This is a genomic window from Microbacterium barkeri (assembly GCF_027921765.1).
Taxonomy (GTDB): Bacteria; Actinomycetota; Actinomycetes; order Actinomycetales; family Microbacteriaceae; genus Microbacterium; species Microbacterium barkeri.
Genome location: NZ_BSEJ01000003.1, coordinates 195,871 through 214,340, shown reverse-complemented (window position 1 = coordinate 214,340; position 18,470 = coordinate 195,871). Strand labels below are relative to the sequence as shown.

Here is an 18,470-nt window from a genome sequence, read left to right as displayed (position 1 = left end):
CCGGGCGCCTATGCGATGCTCGGGGCGGCGCTGGGCGCCGCCTGGGCATCGCCGGTGCGCAGGGCCCGATCGCGACGCCACGAGATGAGGCGGCACACGCCCCAGATCGCGAAGGAGATCGTCGTGATGTAGGGGCTCACCGGCAGGGTTCCCGCGATCGCGAGGAGGATGCCGCCGACCGCCGAGACGAATCCGAACAGCGCCGACAGGAGCGGCACGGCGAGCGGACCGTGGCTCACCCGCATCGCCGCCGCCGCGGGCGTCACGAGCAGGGCCATGACGAGCAGGGCGCCGATGATGTGCACGGCGACCGCGACGATGAGGCCCAGCAGCAGCATGAACAGGATGCTCACGCGCCGGGTCGGCACGCCGCGCGCCTCGGCCGACTGCGGGTCGAGGGAGTCGAAGCGCAGCGGATTCCAGATGAGCAGCAGGCCCGCGAAGATGATCGCGCTGATGAGGATGAGCCAGCCGAGGTCGGGGCTCGAGACCGAGACGATCTGGCCCGTGAGCAGGCTGAAGCGATTCGCGCTGCGGCCCTCGTAGAGCGACAGGAAGAGGATGCCGATGCCGAGCCCGAAGGGCATGAGCACTCCGACGACGGAGTTGCGGTCGCGCGCCTTCGCACCGAGGGCGCCGATGATGAGCGCGGCCGCCACGGCGCCGAGCAGCGACCCCATCACGACGCTGCCGCCGAAGAGGAGCGCGGCGGCGGCGCCCGCGAACGACAGCTCGCTCACGCCGTGCACGGCGAACGCCATGTCGCGCTGCATGATGAAGACGCCGATCAGCCCGCCCACGATGCCGAGGGCCGCCGCGGCGATGATCGAGTTCGACACGAGCTGCAGCAGGGCGCCGTAGTCGTCGAACGAGAAGACGTCGCTCCACTCGACGCCGGGCAGGATGCGCGGGCTCATGCGTGCGCCTCCGCGTCATGGTGAGCGTGATCGTGGTGCTCGTGCGGATGGTGCGGCTCGGCGTCCGGGATCCCCACGACCACGAGGCGGCCGCCCGCGCGCAGCACCTGCACGGGAGCCCCGTAGAGGTCGCTCAGCACCTCGGTGCGGAGCACCTCGTCGGGAGCGCCGAACGTGAAGCGACCGCCCGCGATGTAGAGGATGCGGTCGACCGAGTCGAGGATCGGGTTCACATCGTGCGTCACGAACAGCACCGCGGCGCCGTGCTCGGCGCGCTCGCGGTCGATGATCGCCGTCACGGCACGCTGGTTCGCGAGGTCGAGGCTCGAGAGCGGCTCGTCGCACAGGAGCAGACCCGGCGCGTCGGCGAGCGCCTGCCCCACCCGCAGCCTCTGCTGCTCGCCGCCCGAGAGCGACCCGACCGGATCATCCGCGTACCGCGTCGCGCCGACCGCCTCGAGCAGCGCATCCACACGCGCGCGATCGCCGCGCCGCGGGATCGGCAGGCCGAACCGTGAGCCGCTGACGCCGAGCGCGACGAGGTCGCGGGCGCGCAGGCTCGTTCCCGGGGTGAACGGCCGCTGCTGCGGGATGTACCCGATGCGGCGGTTGCCCTTGCGGACGGGCTTGCCCTCGACTCGGATCGAGCCGGCGCTGAGCTGCCGGAGACCGAGGATCGCGCGCAGCAGCGTGGTCTTGCCGGACCCGCTCGGCCCGAGCACGGCGACGAACTCGCCGGGACGGATGGCGAGGTCGAGCCCCGACCACAGCTCGCGTCCGCGCAGGCGCAGGGCGGCTCCGGAGATCTCGAGGACGGGTTCGGGCATGACCGTCAGCCTAGTCCCGGATTGATAATCGTTCTCCGTGAGAGCGGGAACTCCCCCGCCGCGCATCAGCCCTCGAGAGCGTCGCCCAGGGCGGCGATGTTGTCGGCCATCCACTCGACGTACGTCTGCCCCTCCGGGAGCGTCTCGGCGTACTCGACCACCGGGACCCCCGCGGCCTCGGCCGTCTCGATGATCCGCGACGTCTCCGCACCGCCGGTCTGCGCGTTCGCGACGACCACGTCGACCTCGCCGCCCTCGATCGCCTCAGTCGCGGCGAGGAGTGTCGCGGGCGCGACATCCTGCCCCTCCTCGACCGCCTCCGCGAAGCCGTCGGTCGTGACGTCCTCGAGACCGGCCGCCTCGGCGAGGTAGCCGCCGATGGGCTCGGTGAAGAAGACGTGCGAGCCCGCATGCGCGGTGGAGATCTCATCCAGCGACGCCTCGAGCCCCTCGATGTCGGCGACGAGCGCCTCCTCGGCCGCAGCGATGTCGGATGCGGCGTCGGGGAGGAGCTCCTCGAGCTCGCCCGCGAGATCCTCGACGACGTGCGCGATCGTGTGCGGGTCGTACCAGACGTGCTCGTTGAAGCCCTCGATGTGGTCGTGGCCCTCGTGAGAGGCGCCCTCCTCCTCCTCGGCGTGGTCGTGCTCCTCCTCCGCCTCCGCGGAGTGGTCGTGGCCGTCGCCCTCCTCATGCCCCTCGTTGCCAGGGTAGGCGTGCGAGAACTCGACGGCGGTGAGCACGTGCTCGGTCCCCGCGGCCTCGACGAGCTCCTCCATGAAGTGGTCGTACCCGCCTCCGTTGAGGATGGCGATGTCGGCGCCGTCGACCGCGAGCTGATCGCGCGCAGTGGCCTCGTACGAGTGCGGGTCCTGCGTGGGCGAGTCGATGATCGCCGTCACCTCGGCGGCGTCGCCCACGAGCTGCTCGGCGAGCGAGGCGTAGACGCTCGTCGAGGCGACGATCCGGAAGGCGTCGCCGCCGTCGCCCGTCTCACCGCTCGACGCCGTCGCGCAGCCGGCGAGGGCGAGCGCGGGCAGGGCGATGACGGCGGGCAGGGCGAGGCGGCGATCGATCATGACTCCAGACTAAACGAAATGAGAATCGTTCTCGAATCGAGTCAGCCCTGTCGGCCCTTGAAGCGCGGGTTGAGCTTGTTGATGACGTAGACGCGGCCCCGGCGGCGCACGACCTGCGCCCCCGGCTGATTCTTGAGCGACTTGAGGGATGCGCGGACCTTCATGGCGACCTCCGTTAGTGAGAATGGTTCTCACTAAGGTAGCGTGTGCAGACCCGCCTGCCCAACGGAAGGACCACCTCATGCCGCAGATCGACGTCGTCGCCGTGGTCGGCACGTGCCCGCCGGAGCGCCTCCGATACGCGGTCGAGACGGCCGAGCACACGGCGCGCACGGTCATCCCCGCTTCGCGTCTCGCCGTCTCGCTCGACCCCGTCGACGAGGCGATCGCCCTCGCGCCGTGGGTGGAGACGCGTGCGGGCGCGGTGATCGAGTTCCCCACGGGCACGCCGACGACCGAGATCATCGGCGAGTTCGCGCATCCGTCGTCGCCCGCACGACTCGTCGGCGTCACGTGCGTCGTCGATGCGCCTCACCTGCTCGACGACCTCGGGCGCGACGACTACCTGGCCTATCGAGCGCCCGACGGGGGCAGGACGCTGCGAGCCGCCGCGCTCGCGGCCGTGACGCAGATCGAGTACGCGTCGACCGTCGTCCTCGCGGGCTGGGAGCGCCTCTCGACGCCGGACCTGTCGCTCGCGCTCGCGATCGTGAGCGCACTGAGCCCTCGCTGCCGCCTGCGCCTCCATCCGGCACCCTCGTCCGCGCCCGAGCTCCGCACCGAGTACGCCGCTGTGCAGGAGCGCCCGGGGTGGATCGCCGTGCTCAACGACGACCATGCACCGCACATGACCGACGCGCGCGTGAGCGCGCTGCGCTACGAGGCGCTGCGCCCGTTCCACCCCGGTCGTCTCGCGGCCCTGCTCGACGGCCCCGTCGACGCGGGCGCCTTCGGGACGGTGCTCCGCTCGGCCGGCTTCTGCCGCCTCGCGACGCGGCCGCACGTCACGGCGCACTGGGAGCACGTCGGGCGGATGCTGTCGTTCCAGCCCCTCGCGACCGACGACGACCTGGGCGTCGACGACGAGCTGCTCGCCGCCGGGCAGGACCTCGCGTTCATCGGCCTCGACCTCGATCGCGCCGGACTCGTGGCCGCCCTCGACGCGGCGTGCCTCACGGACGACGAGTTCGCCGCCGGCCCCGAGGCGTGGGCCGGCCTGCCCGACCCGTTCCCCGCGTGGCAGGGTGCCGGCGCGGACTGACGCCGGCGCCGTCCCCCACCCCCCTGTCCAGGTCGCACTTCGCGGCGCCAAACCGACGAATACGGACGCCAACTGCGACCTGGACGTGCACTGCCGTCAGTCGAGCAGGAGCGCCGGCTCCTCGAGCACCGACGCGATGTCGGCGATGAACCGGCTGATCTTGTCGCCGTCGATGATGCGGTGGTCGAACGACCCCGACACGGTCGTCACCCAGCGCGGGCGCACCTCGCCGTCGACGACCCACGGCTTCTGGCGGATGGCCCCCATCGCGATGATGCCGGCTTCGCCCGGGTTGATGATCGGCGTGCCGGCGTCCATCCCGAACACCCCGATGTTCGTGATCGTGATCGTGCCGTCGCGCTGGTCCTCGGGCGTCGTCTTGCCCTCGCGCGCCGTGACGGTGAGCCGCTCGAGCGCCTTCGCGAGGTCGCGCATCGACATGCTCTGCGCGTCCTTGATGTTCGGCACGAGCAGGCCGCGCGGGGTCGCGGCGGCGATGCCGAGGTTGACGTAGTGGCGCACGTGGATCTTCGCGCCGTCCTCCTCCTCGACCCACGCCGCGTTGATCATGGGCGTGCGGCGCACCGCCCAGATGACGGCGCGCGCCATGATGAGCAGCGGGGAGACCTTGACGTCGGCGAAGTCGGGCGACGCCTTCAGCCGCTTGACGTACTCCATCGTCCGGCTCGCGTCGACGTCGGTCCACACGGACACGTGCGGCGCCGAGTACGCGGATCCGACCATGGCGTTCGCGGTCGCCTTGCGGACGCCCTTGACCGGGATCGACTCGACGCGGGAGGGATCGGATGTCCAGGGCTGGGCCTCGGGGGCCGCGGGCTCGGCCACGGGGATCTTCTCCTCGCGGACCGGCGACCACTCGGGCGTGGAGATGTTGCGGAACACCGAGGCCTGCTCGGCGTGGCGCACGACGTCGTCGCGCGTCACCTCGCCGGACGGGCCCGTGGCGCGCACCTCCGACAGGTCGACGCCGAGGTCGCGTGCGAGCTTGCGCACGGGCGGCTTCGCGAGCACGCCGGCGGGCTTCGCGGGCGGCGTCTCGGGGCGCTTGCGGCGTCGACGCGTCGACGCCTCGCCCCCCGATCCGTACCCGACGAGGACCGAGCCGCCGCCCTCCTTCGGGGCAGCGCCATCCGCCGCCCCTCGGGGCTCCTCGGGGGCCGCGGCCGCGTCGTCGGCCTCCGCGATCGTGATGATGGCGGTTCCGACGTCGACCGTCTCGCCCTCCGACACGAGGAGCTCGCCGACGACCCCCGCGTAGGGCGAGGGCAGCTCGACGACCGACTTCGCCGTCTCGATGTCGGCGACGACGTCGTTGACCTGGAGCGCGTCACCGGGCTTGACGCGCCACGCGACGAGCTCGGCCTCGGTCAGGCCCTCGCCGACGTCGGGGAGGTGGAAGGTCTGCATCCGTCGATCCTCTCAGTACGCGAGCGCGCGGTCCACGGCTTCGAGCACGCGGTCGGCGTCGGGCAGGAAGGCGCCCTCGAGCTTGGCGGGCGGGAAGGGGACGTCGAACCCGGAGACGCGCAGCACGGGCGCCTCGAGCGAGTAGAAGGCGCGCTCCGCGACGGTCGCCGCGATCTCGCTGCCGAGGCTCGTGAACTGCGGCGCCTCCTGCGCGTAGACCATGCGGCCGGTCGCGCTCACGGAGTCGATGATCGGCCCGTAGTCGACGGGCGAGAGCGAGCGCAGGTCGACGACCTCGCAGCTCGTGCCCTCCGCCTCGGCGAGCGCGGCGGCCTGCAGGAGCGTCGTGACCATCGCGCCGTGGCCGACCAGCGTCACGTCGGTGCCGCGCCGCACGATCCGGCTCGCGTGCAGGGGCGCGGGCCGCTCGCTGCGGTCGACCTCACCCTTGGGCCAGTAGCGGCTCTTCGGCTCCATGAAGATCACGGGGTCGTTCGAGCGGATGGCGTCCTGGATCATCCAGTAGGCGTCGTTCGGCGTCGAGGGGCTCACGACCCGCAGACCCGGGGTATGCGTGAAGTACGCCTCGGGGCTCTCCTGGTGGTGCTCGATCGCGCCGATGTGACCGCCGTACGGGATGCGGATGACGACGGGCAGCGACAGGGCGCCCTCGTGCCGGTTCGTGAGCTTCGCGAGCTGCGTCGTGATCTGGTCGAACGCGGGGAACACGAAGCCGTCGAACTGGATCTCGACGACGGGGCGGAAGCCGTTCATCGCGAGGCCGATCGCGGTGCCGACGATGCCCGACTCGGCGAGCGGGGTGTCGAGGACGCGCTGCTCGCCGAACTCCGCGAGCAGGCCCTCGGTGATGCGGAACACGCCGCCGAGGCGGCCGATGTCCTCGCCCATCATGAGCACGCGCGGGTCGTCGGCCATCGCCTGGCGCAGGCCGGCGTTGAGGGCCTTCGCGAAGGTCAGGGTCTCGAGCGTCATGCGCGTCCCTCCTCGAACGAGGCCTCGTAGTCGGCGAGCCAGCGGCTCTGCTCGTCCATGAGGGGGTGCGGATCGGCGTAGACGTGCGCGAACATGTCCGCGGGCACGGGCGCCGGCAGCTCGACCGTGCGCTTGCGCACGTCGGCAGCGAGGTCGGCGCCCTCGGCATCGACCTCGGCGAAGAAGGCCTCGGATGCCCCGCGCGCGAGGAGGTAGGCGCGCATGCGGGCGATCGGGTCGCGCTGCGCCCAGGCGGCCTCCTCGTCCTCCGTGCGGTACTTCGTGGGGTCGTCGCTCGTCGTGTGCGCGCCGCGGCGGTAGGTGACCGCCTCGATCGCACGCGGTCCGGGCGTCGAGCGCGCCTCGTCGAGCGCCACGCGCGTCGCGGCGTAGCTCGCGAGCACGTCGTTGCCGTCGATCCGGACCGAGCCGATGCCGTAGCCGGCCGCGCGCGCGGCGAACGGCGCGCTGGCCTGGGTCGCAACCGGAACCGAGATCGCCCACTGGTTGTTCTGCAGGAAGAAGACGGTCGGGCTCTTGTACGAGGCGGCGAACACCATCGCCTCGTGCACGTCGCCCTCGCTCGATGCGCCGTCGCCGTAGTAGACGATCACGGCCTCGTCCTTCTCGGGGTCGCCCGATCCGGTCTTGCCGTCGAAGTTCAGGCCCATCCCGAAGCCGGTCGCGTGCAGCGTCTGCGAGCCGAGCACGAGCGTGTAGATGTGCGTGTTGCCGTTGCGCTCCTCCCACGGGTTCCACCCGCCGTGCGTGAGGCCGCGCATGAGCTTGATGATGTCGATCGGGTCGACGCCGCGGATGCGCGCGACGACGTGCTCGCGATACGACGGGAAGACGTGGTCATGGGGGCGCGTCGCGCGCGCGGACCCGACCTGTGCGGCCTCCTGCCCGAACGACGGCGGCCACAGGGCGAGCTGCCCCTGCCGCTGCAGGAGCGTCGCCTGCTGGTCGAATGCGCGGATGACGGCCATGTCGCGGTAGAACTGCTCGAGATCGGCGTCGCCGAGCGCTTCGATCACGGGCAGGTACCGCTCCGACGCGGGGGACGGCGCGAAGGTCCCGTCCGGGGCCAGGACGCGAACCGTCTCCGGGTCGGTCAGGAAGTCTGACGAAGTCACTTCTCCACGCTAATCGCCCTGCGGCGCTCGGGCGGGGGAACACGGCGGACAACGGATCGCCGATTTCGTGGTCCGCACCCCACAGTCGTATGCGCCGCGGCGGATGTGCGGAGGATCAGCGACCTGGCGCGACGGCCGCGGCGACCTCGAGGATGCGCTGGACGGCCTCGGGCTCGCCGACCGAGATCCGGATGCCCTCGGGGAACGGCCGCACGATGATGCCGGCCTCCTCGAACGCGTCTGCGATCGCCTGGTCCGCTCCATCCAGCCACACGAAGTTCCCCTCGGCGGCCGGCACGCGCCATCCGATCTCGCGCAGCCGCGCTGCGAGATCGTCGCGCCGGGCGACGATCTCGGCGACGCGCGCCTCGAGCTCGTCGGCCGCGTCGAGGCTCGCGAGCGCCGCCTCCTCGGCGTGCGCGGTCACCGACAGCGGGATGGCCGTGCTGCGGGCGGCGTCCAGCACGCGCGGGTGCCCGATCGCGTAGCCGACGCGGAGCGCCGCGAGCCCGTAGGCCTTCGAGAAGGTGCGGAGGACGACGACGTTCGGGTGCGCCTCGAAGACGCGCTCGGCGAGCCCGTCGACGCGCGCGGCGTCGGTCACGAACTCGGCGTAGGCCTCGTCGAGGAGCACGAGGACGTCGGCGGGGACCCGCGCGATGAACGCCGCGAACTCGGCCGCCGTGATGATCGGCCCGGTGGGGTTGTTCGGTGTGCAGAGCAGGATGACGCGCGTGCGATCGGTGACGGCGGCCGCCATCGCGTCGAGATCGTGGCGCCCGTCGGGCAGCAGCGGCACCTGCACGCCCGTCGCGCCCGCGACGAGGACGAGGCTCGGGTACGCCTCGAACGATCGCCACGCGTAGACGACCTCGTCGCCCGCCCCCGCGGCGGCCTGGATGAACGCGGCGAGCAGCGACACGCTGCCCGCCCCGACGATGACGCCGTCGGCCGTGACGCCGCAGCGCTCGGCCAGCTTCTCGCGCAGGCGGGCGGCCGTGGCGTCGGGGTAGCGGTTCAGCGCCGACGCCCCGCGGACGGCCTCGACGACGCTCGGAAGCGGGTCGAACGGGTTCTCGTTGCTCGAGACCTTGAACCCGCCGACGCCCGCGGCCTTGCCCTGGCGATACGGCGGGAGGGCCGCGATCTCGGGACGGATGCGCGGGAGGACGGGCTCTGGCGTGGTCACGGGTCGATTCTAGGGACCGCCGCGGATGGCCAGCGCGGATGCAGACGGCGGTGGAAGACTGCGGGCATGCGCTTCGTCATCCGCGTCGTCGTCAACGCGTTCGCGATCTGGATCGTGAGCCTCATCCCGTTCCTGCATGTCACCGTGACGCCGTTCGCGCCGGGCGGCGACCTGCAGCTCGTGCTCACGCTGCTCGCGATCGCGGCGGTGTTCGCGATCGTGAACACGATCGTGGGCACGGCGATCAAGATCGTCGCCTTCCCTCTGTTCATCCTGACGCTGGGCCTCATCTCCCTCCTGCTCAACGGCGTGCTGCTCTGGGTCACGGCCTGGGTGATGTCGTCGTGGGGATGGGGCCTCGGCCTTGACGGGTTCTGGCCAGCCGTGCTCGCCGGCATCCTCATCAGCATCATCAACTGGCTGTTCGGCGTCATCCTGCGCCCGCAGCAGAAGCGCGCCCGCTGACGCGGATCAGAACGCACCGCCTCCCTCCCGCGCCGACCGCTCGGGCGACTTCTCGGGCCGGAAGTCGAACACCTCGACGGTCGGCGCCTCCTGCAGGTGCGCGAGGCGCTCGCCGAGCGCGGCGACCCTCGGATCCCCCGAGGCGTCGAACGAGCGCATCGTCTCGATGTACGTTTCGAGCCGATGCGCGGGGATCGCGACGTCGAACGGCGTGCTCGCCGGGTCGAGCGTGCGCTCGATGAGCACGCTTCGGTCGGAGCCGGGCGCATGCGGCGCCCCGCCGCCCACGAGCAGCGGGAACGGGTCGTCGTCGTGGCGCACCGTGACCACGACCGTGTCGGAGCGGGTGTCGAGCTCCATGGGCGCGCCGAGGGTCACGAGCGTCTGCACGTCGTAGCGTCCCTCGGCCGCCAGCCAGCCCGCGATCATGCCGCCCTGCGAGAACCCGGCCGCGTGCAGCACGTCGCCCGGCTGCGCCCCCGCCTCCTCGAGGGCGCGCTCGACGGCCGCGTACGCCTGCGACCGCTCGCCGCTGTAGAGCCGCACGTTCGAGTCCCAGTCGAGCACCGTGCCGCTCTCGCCCTGCGTGCCCGCGACGTACACCGCGAACTCGCGTCGGCCATCCGCGAGCGTGTACCGCTCGACGCGGATCGTCGCGTCATCGCCGTCGGGCACGCGAGACGCGAGATCGCCGAACGACAGCGGAGCGCGCCCCGGCTCCCCGCGTGCCCCCGGCCGCATCACCGGCTCGGGGGCACGCCCGCGCAGGGAGGTGCCGTCGGGGATCCGCCCCGTGCGCGCGCGGCGCAGCCCCTGGATGATGAACGGCACGGGCGCGAACATGAGCGGAGCCGAGAGGCCGAACATCCCGAGCAGCCAGCCAGGGCCCCGGTCGATCTGCCGCAGGAACTCGCCGCCGTGCTCGGCGCGCCACGCGCTCAGCAGGCGCTCCGCCTCCTCGCCCGCGCCGGGGCTCCGCTGCTCGAGCTGCTCCTGGCGCATCCGCAGGAGCTCGGCGAGCGGGCCTCGCGCGTCTGCGTCCTGCTGCTCCATGAGCGCGCGCGCCTGCAGCTCGACCATCTCGTAGGTGTCGGCGGCGAAGCGCATCGCCCGCGCGATGTCTCCGGCGGATGCCGCGTCCGCCGCGACGGTCGAGGCGCACGCGTGCAGCCCCTCGACCGCCGCGAGCACGTCGCCGAGCAGGTGCGCGACGCCGCCGATCTCGCGCGCGAGGTCGCCCAGCCGCGCGGCGTCGCCATCCAGCTGCGCCGCGAGGGTGCGCAGCTCCGAGGGATCGACGGCCACGGCGCCGCCCGAGCCGACGTCGATCATGCCGCGGGGAAGAGCACCGTCGCCGCGGCGGACGGCAGCGCCCGCGCCTCGGCCTCGCACCGGAACGCCGCGCTGTGCAGGGCGGTGAGGAGATCCCTGGCGGACGCGCGGAACCGGTCGGCCGCCTCCGACCGCCACGTCGTGAGCAGCGACACGCCCTCGACCGACGCCGCCACCTCGCGCAGCTCGCCGGCGATCTCGTCCATCCTGCGCTGGGCGATCTCGATCATCGCGGCCAGCTCGTCTTGCGTCATCATGCGTCCAGGATCGTGCGGACGGCGGCCCGGGAAGACGACGGAGCGGGCGCGTGGATGGCCCGCGCGCGTGTCGCCCGCCTGTGCACGCGGTGAGGGGCCGCGATGCCGCGCTGAGTATGATCGGGAGGGCCAGCCACGCCGCTGTCCCGCCGCTCCCTTCCGCCATCCGCACGCGAGCGCGCGCCAGCCCGTCACCGGAGGCTCATCGTGACCGCATTCCCCACCCAGCCCCTGAGCCCGCTCGACGGCCGCTACCAGGGCGTCGTCTCACCGCTCGGCGACTATCTGTCGGAGGCGGGTCTCAACCGAGCCCGCGTCGAAGTCGAGGTCGAGTGGATCATCGCCCTCACCGACAACGCCCTCTTCGGCACCGCGCCGCTGTCGGGCGAGGACAAGGACCGGCTGCGGGCCCTCTACCTCACCTTCGGCCAGGCCGAGATCGACTGGCTCGCCGAGCGCGAGGCCGTCACGCGCCACGACGTCAAGGCCGTCGAGTACCTCGTGCGCGACCGCCTGTCCGAGCTCGGCCTCGACGCGATCGCCGAGCTCACGCACTTCGGCTGCACGAGCGAGGACATCAACTCCCTCTCGTACGCCCTCACGGTGAAGCGCGCCGTCATCGGCGTCTGGCTGCCGGCCCTGCGCGCGGTCGTCGAGCGCCTGCGCGCGCTCGCCCACGAGCACGCCGACGCGCCCATGCTCTCGCGCACGCACGGACAGCCCGCGACGCCGACCACCATGGGCAAGGAGCTGGGCGTCTTCGTGTGGCGCCTCGAGCGGGTCATCCGCCAGATCGAGGGCACCGAGTACCTCGGCAAGTTCTCGGGTGCGACCGGCACGTGGTCGGCCCACCTCGCGGCCGACCCGCAGGTGGCCTGGCCGAACCTCGCGCGCGACTTCGTCGAGTCACTCGGCCTCACGTTCAACCCGGTCACGACGCAGATCGAGTCGCACGACTGGCAGGTCGAGCTGTACGACCGCGCGAAGCACGCCGGCGGCATCCTGCACAACCTCGCGAGCGACATCTGGACGTACATCTCGCTCGGCTACTTCGCGCAGATCCCCGTCGCGGGCGCGACCGGGTCGTCGACCATGCCGCACAAGATCAACCCGATCCGCTTCGAGAACGCCGAGGCGAACCTCGAGATCGCGGGCGGCATCTTCACGACGCTCGCGCAGACGCTCGTCACGTCGCGCCTCCAGCGCGACCTCACCGACTCCACGACGCAGCGCAACATCGGCGTCGCGTTCGGGCACTCGCTGCTCGCGCTCGACAACCTGCGCCGGGGTCTCGGCGAGATCTCGCTCTCGCGCGACGTGCTCCTCGCCGACCTCGACGTCAACTGGGAGGTTCTCGGCGAGGCCATCCAGACCGTCGTGCGCGCCGAGGTCGTCGCGGGCCGCTCGCAGATCAGCGACCCCTACGCGCTCCTCAAGGAGCTCACGCGCGGTCGCCGCGTCGGCGCGGCCGAGCTGGCCGAGTTCGTGAAGGGCCTCGACATCGGCGACGAGGCGAAGCAGCGCCTGCTCGCGCTCACGCCCGCGACCTACTCGGGCCTGGCCGAGCAGCTCACGCGCACCTACCTCTGAGCCGGGTCCGGCCATCCGTCGTCGGCGGATGGCCGGAGCGCCCGCGCGGGATCAGGACGATCGCGCCGCGACAGGACCGATCGGCCCCTGCCGTCCTGCTCTCGGCGGATTCTCCTGCGCTCGCGCGCCGGGGAACCCCATGCCGCGACGCGTGCCCGCGACGATATCGGCCACGTTCGCACGGAAGTTCGGGCACGTCGAGATGTCGTGCGCGCGGCACTCGAGCGCGTGCAGCGCCATCGCGCGCGCCCGCTCGAGCGCGGCCATGCTCTCGTCGATCTCGGCGAGGTGGCGCTCGAGGATCTCATGCCGCCCGGCCGCGCCCGTGTCGACGAGCGCGCGGATCTGATCGAGGCTCATCCCGGCGGCCTTGCTCGCGATGATGACCGCGACGCGATACGCGTCGGCCTCGCCGTAGCGGCGCCGCCCCGCGCCGTCGCGCTCGGGCGCGAGGAGCCCGCGGCCCTCCCAGTGGCGCAGCACGTGCGTCGCCAGCCCGAATCGCTCCGCCAGCTCGCCGACCGTCCACGCACTTGACTTCATGTCGACATGAAGTCACACACTGGCCTCCTCCCGCAACCCGCACCATCCGGAAGGAGCCGCACATGCACGACGTCGCGATCATCGGAGGAGGCCCGGCCGGCCTCCAGGCCGCCCTCACACTGGGCCGGATGCACCGCTCCGCCGCGCTCATCGACTCGGGCGTCTACCGCAACGCCCCCACGAGCGCGATGCACAACATCGTCACGAACGACGGACGCCCGCCCGCCGCGTTCCGGGCCGCGGCACGCGAGGAGATCGCCGCCTACCCGACGATCACGTCGGTCGAGGGGAAGGTCGTGTCGATCACGGGCGACCTCGGAGCGTTCGCCCTCGAGCTCGAGAACGGCGATCGCGTCGATGCGGGCCGCGTGATCCTCGCGACGGGCGTGGCCGACGCGCTGCCGGCCATCCCGGGGCTCGCCGATGCGTTCGGCGACGCCGTCGCGCACTGCCCGTTCTGCCATGGGCACGAGTTCGCGGGCGGACGCGTCGGCATCATCGGGGCCGGCGAGCACACGCCGCGTCTCGTGGCCATGCTCGCTCCGATCGCCGCCGAGACGGTCGTCCTGCCCGGAGACGAGCCCGTCGCCCCGGAGGTGGCGGGTGTGCTCGCGCGGCTCGGCGCCGCCATCCGCTCGGGCCGGATCGCCGAGATCGCGCAGGAGGGCGACGGGGTCGCCGCGCGGTTCTCGGATGGCTCGAGCGAGCACTTCGCGGGGATGTTCACGTCGACCGCGTGGCGGCAGGCCGCGCCGTTCGCCGCGGACCTCGGACTCGCCATGAGCGACGGCGGAGCGATCGTCGTCGACGGGTTCGGCCGCACGAGCCGCGCGGGCGTGTACGCCGCCGGCGACATCGCGCAGCCGCCCGGCCTGCCGATGCCGCTGCACGCGGTCGCGGCCGCCGTCGCGTCGGGGCAGCTCGCCGGCGCCGCGTGCGTGCAGGATCTCGTGGCGGAAGCGCTGGGGATGTAGGGGCGGGCTCAGTCGCCGAGGGCGCTCTCGAGCGCGGGGTGCAGGTGCCGCGATCCGATCGCGATGCGGGCCTGCTCGGCGGCGGCGCGCAGGGCATCGTCTACCGCCGCCCCTCGCGCCGTCGCCGCGAGGAAGCCCGCCATGAAGGCGTCGCCCGCGCCGTTCGTGTCGACCACGGTCGCGGGTGCGGCCGCGACCTCGAACCGCTCGCCCGACGCCGACAGGGCCACCGCGCCCTCCGCTCCGCGCGTGCAGACGGCCAGGCGCGGGCCGTGGTCGAGGCACGACCGCATGAGCGCCCAGGGGTCGTCGGTGCGGTCGTCGTTCATGAAGACGACGTCGGCCGCGCGGACGAACGGCTCGTGAAAGGCCGACGAGCCGTCGTAGTCGTGCAGGTCGATCCACAGCGGGGTCGCGGGCGACCGCTCGACGAGCAGCATCCCGAGCTCGCTCAGGTCGACGACGGCGATGTCGGCCTCCGCCACGGCGAGCGCGGCCGCGTCGACATCCGCCGACGACGGCGTGGTGGGCGTCGAGACGTACAGCGACACGCGCGCGCCGGCGTCGGTCATGAGGTTGACGTGGCGCTCGGTGCGCTCCGACGCGACCCGGTCGACCGTGACCCCTGCCGCCTCGAGCGCCGCGAGAAGACGCGCCCCGTCGGCGTCGTCGCCGACCGGCGTCCGCAGGCGCACGTCGACGCCCAGGTCGGCGAGGTGCAGCGCCTTGCCGACCGATGTGCCGCCCGCCGTGTGCCAGGCGCGCTCGGCGAACTGCATGTGCGGAACGGGCTCGGGGAGCCGGTCGAGCACGATGAGGTGGTTCCAGGCGGAGGGGCCGCACACGACGACGCGAGGAGAGGGCATGCCCCCATCCAACCGGATGGCGGGTCAGTCCTCCTCGGTCGAGTTCCGCAGCGCCTCGTCGTCGAGGAGCGGCAGGTCGGCGCGCGTCACGAGCTGCGACGACACCGCGTACTCGACGAGCCGCGCGCGGCGGTTCGTCGCGAGCTTGCCGGGCCCTCCGCGCAGGCCCTGCACGCCCATCCGGTCGAGCTTGTCGCAGACGTTGTCGAGCTTGCGGTTGAACTTGCTCATCGTCCACCCGAGCCGCGCGGCCGCGGCGCTCGACGACGGCAGCTCGCTCACGCTCACGCCCTCGCGACGCAGCATGGGCTCGGCGAGCGCGACGATGAGCACGCGCTGGAGGGGCGTGAAGCTCACCGGCATCACGGTCGTCTCGCCGCTCATCGACGTCTGCACCTGACTCGAGACGGCGTAGTGCGCCTCTTCCGTGTGCAGCCCGATCTCGTACGTCGTGGGGCCGGCGGTGAAGACGATCACGCTCTGCGCGAAGACGACGGGCATGCGGGCGCCGGGCGAGAGCCACGACTGCACCGCTCCGCCCGCGCTCGAGACGGTCGCCGCGAGGCGCGACCCGACGTTCGCGAGCCACCAGAGGCCGTCGTTGAACGACAGCTCGAGGAAGTGCCGGTGGAGGTACTGGTTGTCGTCGACCTCGAGGTCGCCCTCGCGCCCGATCGAGAAGCGCGCTCTCGGGCTCACCGTGAACCACTCGCCGGCGAACTCGACGCGGAGCGGGCGCTCGGCCCCCGGGACGGTGTCGGTGGGAGCGCTGTCGGGAGCGCTCATGAGGTTGTCAGACATGGAGGACCTCCATCGTGCGATCGCCGAAGCGGATGCGGTCGCCTGGGCGGATCGGAACAGGGACACCGACGGCGACAGGGTACTCGACGCCGGTTCGGATGACGCGCGTGCCGTTGCCGGAACCGCGATCGAGGACCGCCATCCCTTCGGCCCGCACGTCGAGGGCGAAATGGGTCTTGGACACCGAGCGGGCGTCGTCGCGGACGGGCAGCGCGTAGGCGACGCGCTCGTCGGGCTCGGGTGCGGGCATCCGGCCGACGAGGCAGAGCCCCGAGACGAGGTACTCCTCGCCCGTGTCGAGGCGCACGCGCGCCTGTGCCGATGCGGATGGCGCGGGCTCGGACGGCGCGGATGGCGCGGGCTCGGCGGTTGGCGACGGCGCGGACGCGGCGGATGACGACGGCGCGGCAGCGGATGGCGACGGCGCTGGCGCGGCGGATGGCGCGGGCGCCACGTCGACGCGCGCCCTGGCCCGGCCGCGCGCGGCCTCGAACGCGATCGGGTCGGTCGGGTCGACCGCGCGCAGATCGATGAGCCACGCGCGCGCCGCATGATCGTGCCAGCCGCGGCGGCGCCCCTCGCGATCCCACAGTGGCGACAGCAGGACGACGGCGGTTCCCACCACGGGCACGACGCCCGCGGCGACGGGGATGCCGGCCTTGAGGACCGCGCGCCAGAATCCGATCGGACGGAGCGTGTCGGCGCGGACGGTGCGCAGCTGCAGCAGCTGCTTGCCGAACGTCTGACCGCGCGAACCGTGCGAGGCGAGCTGCACGAGGCCGTAGACGACGAGGAGGAGCGCACCCGTCGCGGCGATGAGGATCCAGAGGAGCTCGCCGGAGAGGATGGCCCGGGGAGCGAGCGCGACCGGCGCCGCGAACACGGCGGCCGGGAGGGCGTCGATCGCCGCCGCGCCGATGCGGCGCCCGAGCGGCGCGGCCCGGAGGCCGAGCTGAGCGGCGCGGTCGACGCTCACGGGGGTCGGCTCCGGCGCCGCCTCCCGTGCGTCGATGATCGCCCAGCCGCTCATGTCACCCCGCGGGGGTCATCAGCGCCCGGGCGGGCGCGCCTTCGAACTCGAACGATGCGTGGCGCCCGTCGGCCGCCTCGAGCCACACGAAGACACGGCCGCCCTCGCGATCCTCGACGGTCTGCAGGATGGCCTTCCCCGCGCCGGCGCCGCCGGCCGCGTCGGGGAACGACGCGAGGCCGCCGGACTGGATCTGCGCGAGCCAGCGGTCGTACGCGCCGACGTCCCCGAACCGGGCGGTCCGGCCCGTGCGGATGCGGTGACCCGACGCGCGCTCGACCCAGTTGCGTGCGCGGAAGATCGCGGCATGGGCGAAGAGGAGGCCGAAGAGCCACAGGAACACGAGGGCGATCACGACCCCCACGAACCCCATCCCCGCGCCGCGGAACGGGCGCACGGGGTCGTACCCGGCCTGCGCCATCCCGCTGAAGTGCGCCCAGAACGCGGGCAGGCTCGCCGTGCCGATGATCGCGGCGAGCAGCAGCACGCCCGCGGCGATGCCGTACCCGACGAGCTTCTGTCGCGAGCGCTCCTGCGCGAACCGCTCGGGCTGCGCGCGGAGGAGCCCGCGCTCGATCTCCTGCAGGGCCATCCTCACCACCCCGGGAATCCCGCGCACCCGAGCGCGAGACGGTAGAAGCCCGTGGACTGGTCGGTGAAGAGCCGGTAGGACTCCGCGGCGTCGCCGCGCTCGAGCGCCTCGACCATGCCGCGCACGGTCGAACGGGCGGTCGGGAGCCAGTCGGCGAAGGCTCCGGGCTCGATGCCCGAGCTGTCGTCCTCGAGGATGGCCTGCACCTCGCGCGCCGCGACGAGCGCCTCCGCGATGCCCGTCGGGCTCACCGCGGCGCCGATGCTCACGGCGGTCAGCTGGGTCACCGGCTCGCGCAGCCGCTCGCAGCGCTGCGCGAGGGTGTCCGCGGTCGTCGACACAGTCCTGCTCCGCTCCGTGGGTCCTGCCTCGCCGTCGCGCGGGCGCGACGGCATTCGCGATCCTCCATGCTAGAGGCGCGGGCCATCCGCTCCCCGTCCGCGGCATGGGGAGTTCAGCCCATGCGCATGCGCGGCACCCGGGACGGGCGCGCCAGCGGGTCGTCCTGCCCATGCCGGAGGCCCGCGCCCGGCGGGCGCGCTGGCTAGGCTCGAGGCATGTTCGACACGCTGCGGCAGGAACTCGCGCGCCGATCCGTGCACCCTCGGGCGGTGATCCTGCCCGGAGACGACGGCCCCGCGCTGGAGGGTGCGCTGCGCCTCTCCCCCGACGCCGACGGATGGCTGCTGGAGACCGTCGACTACGGGCGCGCCTTCGTGCTCGGGTCGGCGCCGGACGACGGCGCCGCCGCCACGCTTCTGCTCGCGTACCTGGACCGCCCGATCCCGGAGGAGACGACGCTGCCGGAGGCGGAGGTCGAGCGCGCCGTGCAGGATGCGACGGCGCACTTCGCCGATCTGCAGGACCGCGCGGCGAGCGGCTCGCTCCTCATCGAGCTGCCGTCGGGCGTCGCGCTGGACCGGATCGGCGCTCTCGACGGCACGATGCTCTTCCCGTACGGAACGGCCTACGAAGCACGCTCTCTCCCGCCGGTCGGCGTGCTGCCCGAGGGCTCGGAACGGCATGCGTTCCTCACCCGGTCGAACGTGCTCGTGCGCGTCGAGATCGCCCAGCCCTGGTTCGGCCAGCGCGGCGGAGGCCTCCGCTGCACGCTCGCTCAGGACTTCGTCGGCATCCGCGATCTCGTCGTCGGCGGAGCGCTCGAGCGGATCCGCGTCGACGGCTGAGGG

21 protein-coding genes are annotated in these 18,470 nt (G+C 72.7%); 5 read left to right on the top strand and 16 right to left on the bottom strand.

All coding sequences use genetic code 11. From position 1 onward, the window contains the following. Positions 1 to 8: 8 nt before the first annotated feature. From PKE79_RS05370 to ykgO, 4 genes are all read right to left on the bottom strand, one after another. Positions 9 to 917, bottom strand: a complete 909-nt coding sequence (locus PKE79_RS05370; protein WP_271172638.1) for a metal ABC transporter permease — start codon at positions 915 to 917, stop codon at positions 9 to 11. Next, the gene (locus PKE79_RS05365; RefSeq protein ID WP_271172637.1) at positions 914 to 1,744 is read right to left on the bottom strand and encodes a metal ABC transporter ATP-binding protein; all 831 of its coding nucleotides are present in this window, start codon (positions 1,742 to 1,744) and stop codon (positions 914 to 916) included. The genes PKE79_RS05370 and PKE79_RS05365 overlap by 4 nt, the downstream gene beginning before the upstream one ends. A 65-nt stretch (positions 1,745 to 1,809) precedes the next feature. Further along, positions 1,810 to 2,823, bottom strand: a complete 1,014-nt coding sequence (locus PKE79_RS05360; protein WP_271172636.1) for a metal ABC transporter solute-binding protein, Zn/Mn family — start codon at positions 2,821 to 2,823, stop codon at positions 1,810 to 1,812. A gap of 41 nt (positions 2,824 to 2,864) precedes the next feature. Continuing rightward, positions 2,865 to 2,987 carry a type B 50S ribosomal protein L36 gene (gene ykgO, locus PKE79_RS05355; RefSeq protein ID WP_067949122.1) on the bottom strand — a complete coding sequence of 41 codons (123 nt, stop codon included), beginning with the start codon at positions 2,985 to 2,987 and terminating at the stop codon, positions 2,865 to 2,867. Positions 2,988 to 3,064: 77 nt separating this feature from the next. Between ykgO and PKE79_RS05350 the strand changes: the two genes are divergently transcribed. Then, complete coding sequence (locus tag PKE79_RS05350; protein WP_271172635.1) at positions 3,065 to 4,084, top strand: GTP-binding protein; 1,020 nt, start codon at positions 3,065 to 3,067, stop codon at positions 4,082 to 4,084. 96 nt (positions 4,085 to 4,180) lie between these two features. On the opposite strand, the gene PKE79_RS05345 is transcribed toward PKE79_RS05350, so the two are convergent. The 4 genes from PKE79_RS05345 to PKE79_RS05330 all read right to left on the bottom strand — a co-directional run bounded on the left by PKE79_RS05345 (position 4,181) and on the right by PKE79_RS05330 (position 8,830). Beyond that, positions 4,181 to 5,512, bottom strand: a complete 1,332-nt coding sequence (locus PKE79_RS05345) for a dihydrolipoamide acetyltransferase family protein (RefSeq protein ID WP_271172634.1) — start codon at positions 5,510 to 5,512, stop codon at positions 4,181 to 4,183. Positions 5,513 to 5,524: 12 nt separating this feature from the next. Further along, positions 5,525 to 6,505 carry an alpha-ketoacid dehydrogenase subunit beta gene (locus PKE79_RS05340; protein ID WP_271172633.1) on the bottom strand — a complete coding sequence of 327 codons (981 nt, stop codon included), beginning with the start codon at positions 6,503 to 6,505 and terminating at the stop codon, positions 5,525 to 5,527. After that, complete coding sequence (locus tag PKE79_RS05335; protein ID WP_271172632.1) at positions 6,502 to 7,641, bottom strand: thiamine pyrophosphate-dependent enzyme; 1,140 nt, start codon at positions 7,639 to 7,641, stop codon at positions 6,502 to 6,504. The genes PKE79_RS05340 and PKE79_RS05335 overlap by 4 nt, the downstream gene beginning before the upstream one ends. A gap of 115 nt (positions 7,642 to 7,756) precedes the next feature. Further along, positions 7,757 to 8,830 (bottom strand): histidinol-phosphate transaminase, encoded by a 1,074-nt coding sequence (locus PKE79_RS05330; RefSeq protein WP_271172631.1) that lies wholly within the window; start codon positions 8,828 to 8,830, stop codon positions 7,757 to 7,759. A 66-nt stretch (positions 8,831 to 8,896) separates the two neighbouring features. On the opposite strand from PKE79_RS05330, the gene PKE79_RS05325 reads away from it, so the two are divergent. Continuing rightward, on the top strand, positions 8,897 to 9,295 hold the full coding sequence (locus PKE79_RS05325) for a phage holin family protein (RefSeq protein ID WP_271172630.1): 399 nt from the start codon (positions 8,897 to 8,899) through the stop codon (positions 9,293 to 9,295). A 6-nt stretch (positions 9,296 to 9,301) separates the two neighbouring features. Here PKE79_RS05325 and PKE79_RS05320 read toward each other — a convergent pair whose 3' ends face one another. Then, positions 9,302 to 10,627, bottom strand: a complete 1,326-nt coding sequence (locus PKE79_RS05320) for an alpha/beta hydrolase family protein (RefSeq protein WP_271172629.1) — start codon at positions 10,625 to 10,627, stop codon at positions 9,302 to 9,304. Continuing rightward, on the bottom strand, positions 10,624 to 10,884 hold the full coding sequence (locus PKE79_RS05315; RefSeq protein ID WP_271172628.1) for a hypothetical protein: 261 nt from the start codon (positions 10,882 to 10,884) through the stop codon (positions 10,624 to 10,626). Before PKE79_RS05315 ends, PKE79_RS05320 begins: the two co-directional genes overlap by 4 nt. Before the next feature lie 207 nt (positions 10,885 to 11,091). On the opposite strand from PKE79_RS05315, the gene purB reads away from it, so the two are divergent. Beyond that, complete coding sequence (gene purB / locus PKE79_RS05310) at positions 11,092 to 12,474, top strand: adenylosuccinate lyase (RefSeq protein ID WP_271172627.1); 1,383 nt, start codon at positions 11,092 to 11,094, stop codon at positions 12,472 to 12,474. Between the two features lie 51 nt (positions 12,475 to 12,525). Here purB and PKE79_RS05305 read toward each other — a convergent pair whose 3' ends face one another. Then, entirely contained in the window at positions 12,526 to 13,017 is a 492-nt protein-coding gene (locus tag PKE79_RS05305) for a MerR family transcriptional regulator (RefSeq protein ID WP_271172626.1), read from the bottom strand. Between the two features lie 62 nt (positions 13,018 to 13,079). Here PKE79_RS05305 and PKE79_RS05300 point away from each other — a divergent pair, with 62 nt between their 5' ends. Then, on the top strand, positions 13,080 to 13,991 hold the full coding sequence (locus PKE79_RS05300; protein WP_271172625.1) for an NAD(P)/FAD-dependent oxidoreductase: 912 nt from the start codon (positions 13,080 to 13,082) through the stop codon (positions 13,989 to 13,991). Between the two features lie 8 nt (positions 13,992 to 13,999). Here the strand turns inward: PKE79_RS05300 and PKE79_RS05295 are convergent, their stop codons facing one another. Genes PKE79_RS05295 through PKE79_RS05275 form a run of 5 tightly spaced genes read right to left on the bottom strand, consistent with a single transcriptional unit; the run spans position 14,000 to position 17,621 of the window. Further along, positions 14,000 to 14,857, bottom strand: a complete 858-nt coding sequence (locus tag PKE79_RS05295) for a carbohydrate kinase family protein (protein ID WP_271172624.1) — start codon at positions 14,855 to 14,857, stop codon at positions 14,000 to 14,002. Positions 14,858 to 14,881: 24 nt separating this feature from the next. Further along, positions 14,882 to 15,643 (bottom strand): FHA domain-containing protein, encoded by a 762-nt coding sequence (locus tag PKE79_RS05290; RefSeq protein WP_271172683.1) that lies wholly within the window; start codon positions 15,641 to 15,643, stop codon positions 14,882 to 14,884. Between the two features lie 7 nt (positions 15,644 to 15,650). Next, a complete protein-coding gene (locus PKE79_RS05285; RefSeq protein WP_271172623.1) occupies positions 15,651 to 16,688 on the bottom strand; it encodes an RDD family protein in 1,038 nt (345 codons plus the stop codon). A gap of 1 nt (position 16,689) precedes the next feature. Next, entirely contained in the window at positions 16,690 to 17,280 is a 591-nt protein-coding gene (locus PKE79_RS05280; RefSeq protein ID WP_271172622.1) for a hypothetical protein, read from the bottom strand. A 2-nt stretch (positions 17,281 to 17,282) separates the two neighbouring features. Next, positions 17,283 to 17,621: a hypothetical protein gene (locus PKE79_RS05275; protein ID WP_271172621.1), complete on the bottom strand. Its 339-nt coding sequence runs from the start codon at positions 17,619 to 17,621 to the stop codon at positions 17,283 to 17,285. A gap of 216 nt (positions 17,622 to 17,837) precedes the next feature. Here PKE79_RS05275 and PKE79_RS05270 point away from each other — a divergent pair, with 216 nt between their 5' ends. Then, positions 17,838 to 18,467, top strand: a complete 630-nt coding sequence (locus PKE79_RS05270) for a TNT domain-containing protein (RefSeq protein WP_271172620.1) — start codon at positions 17,838 to 17,840, stop codon at positions 18,465 to 18,467. Positions 18,468 to 18,470: the final 3 nt, after the last annotated feature.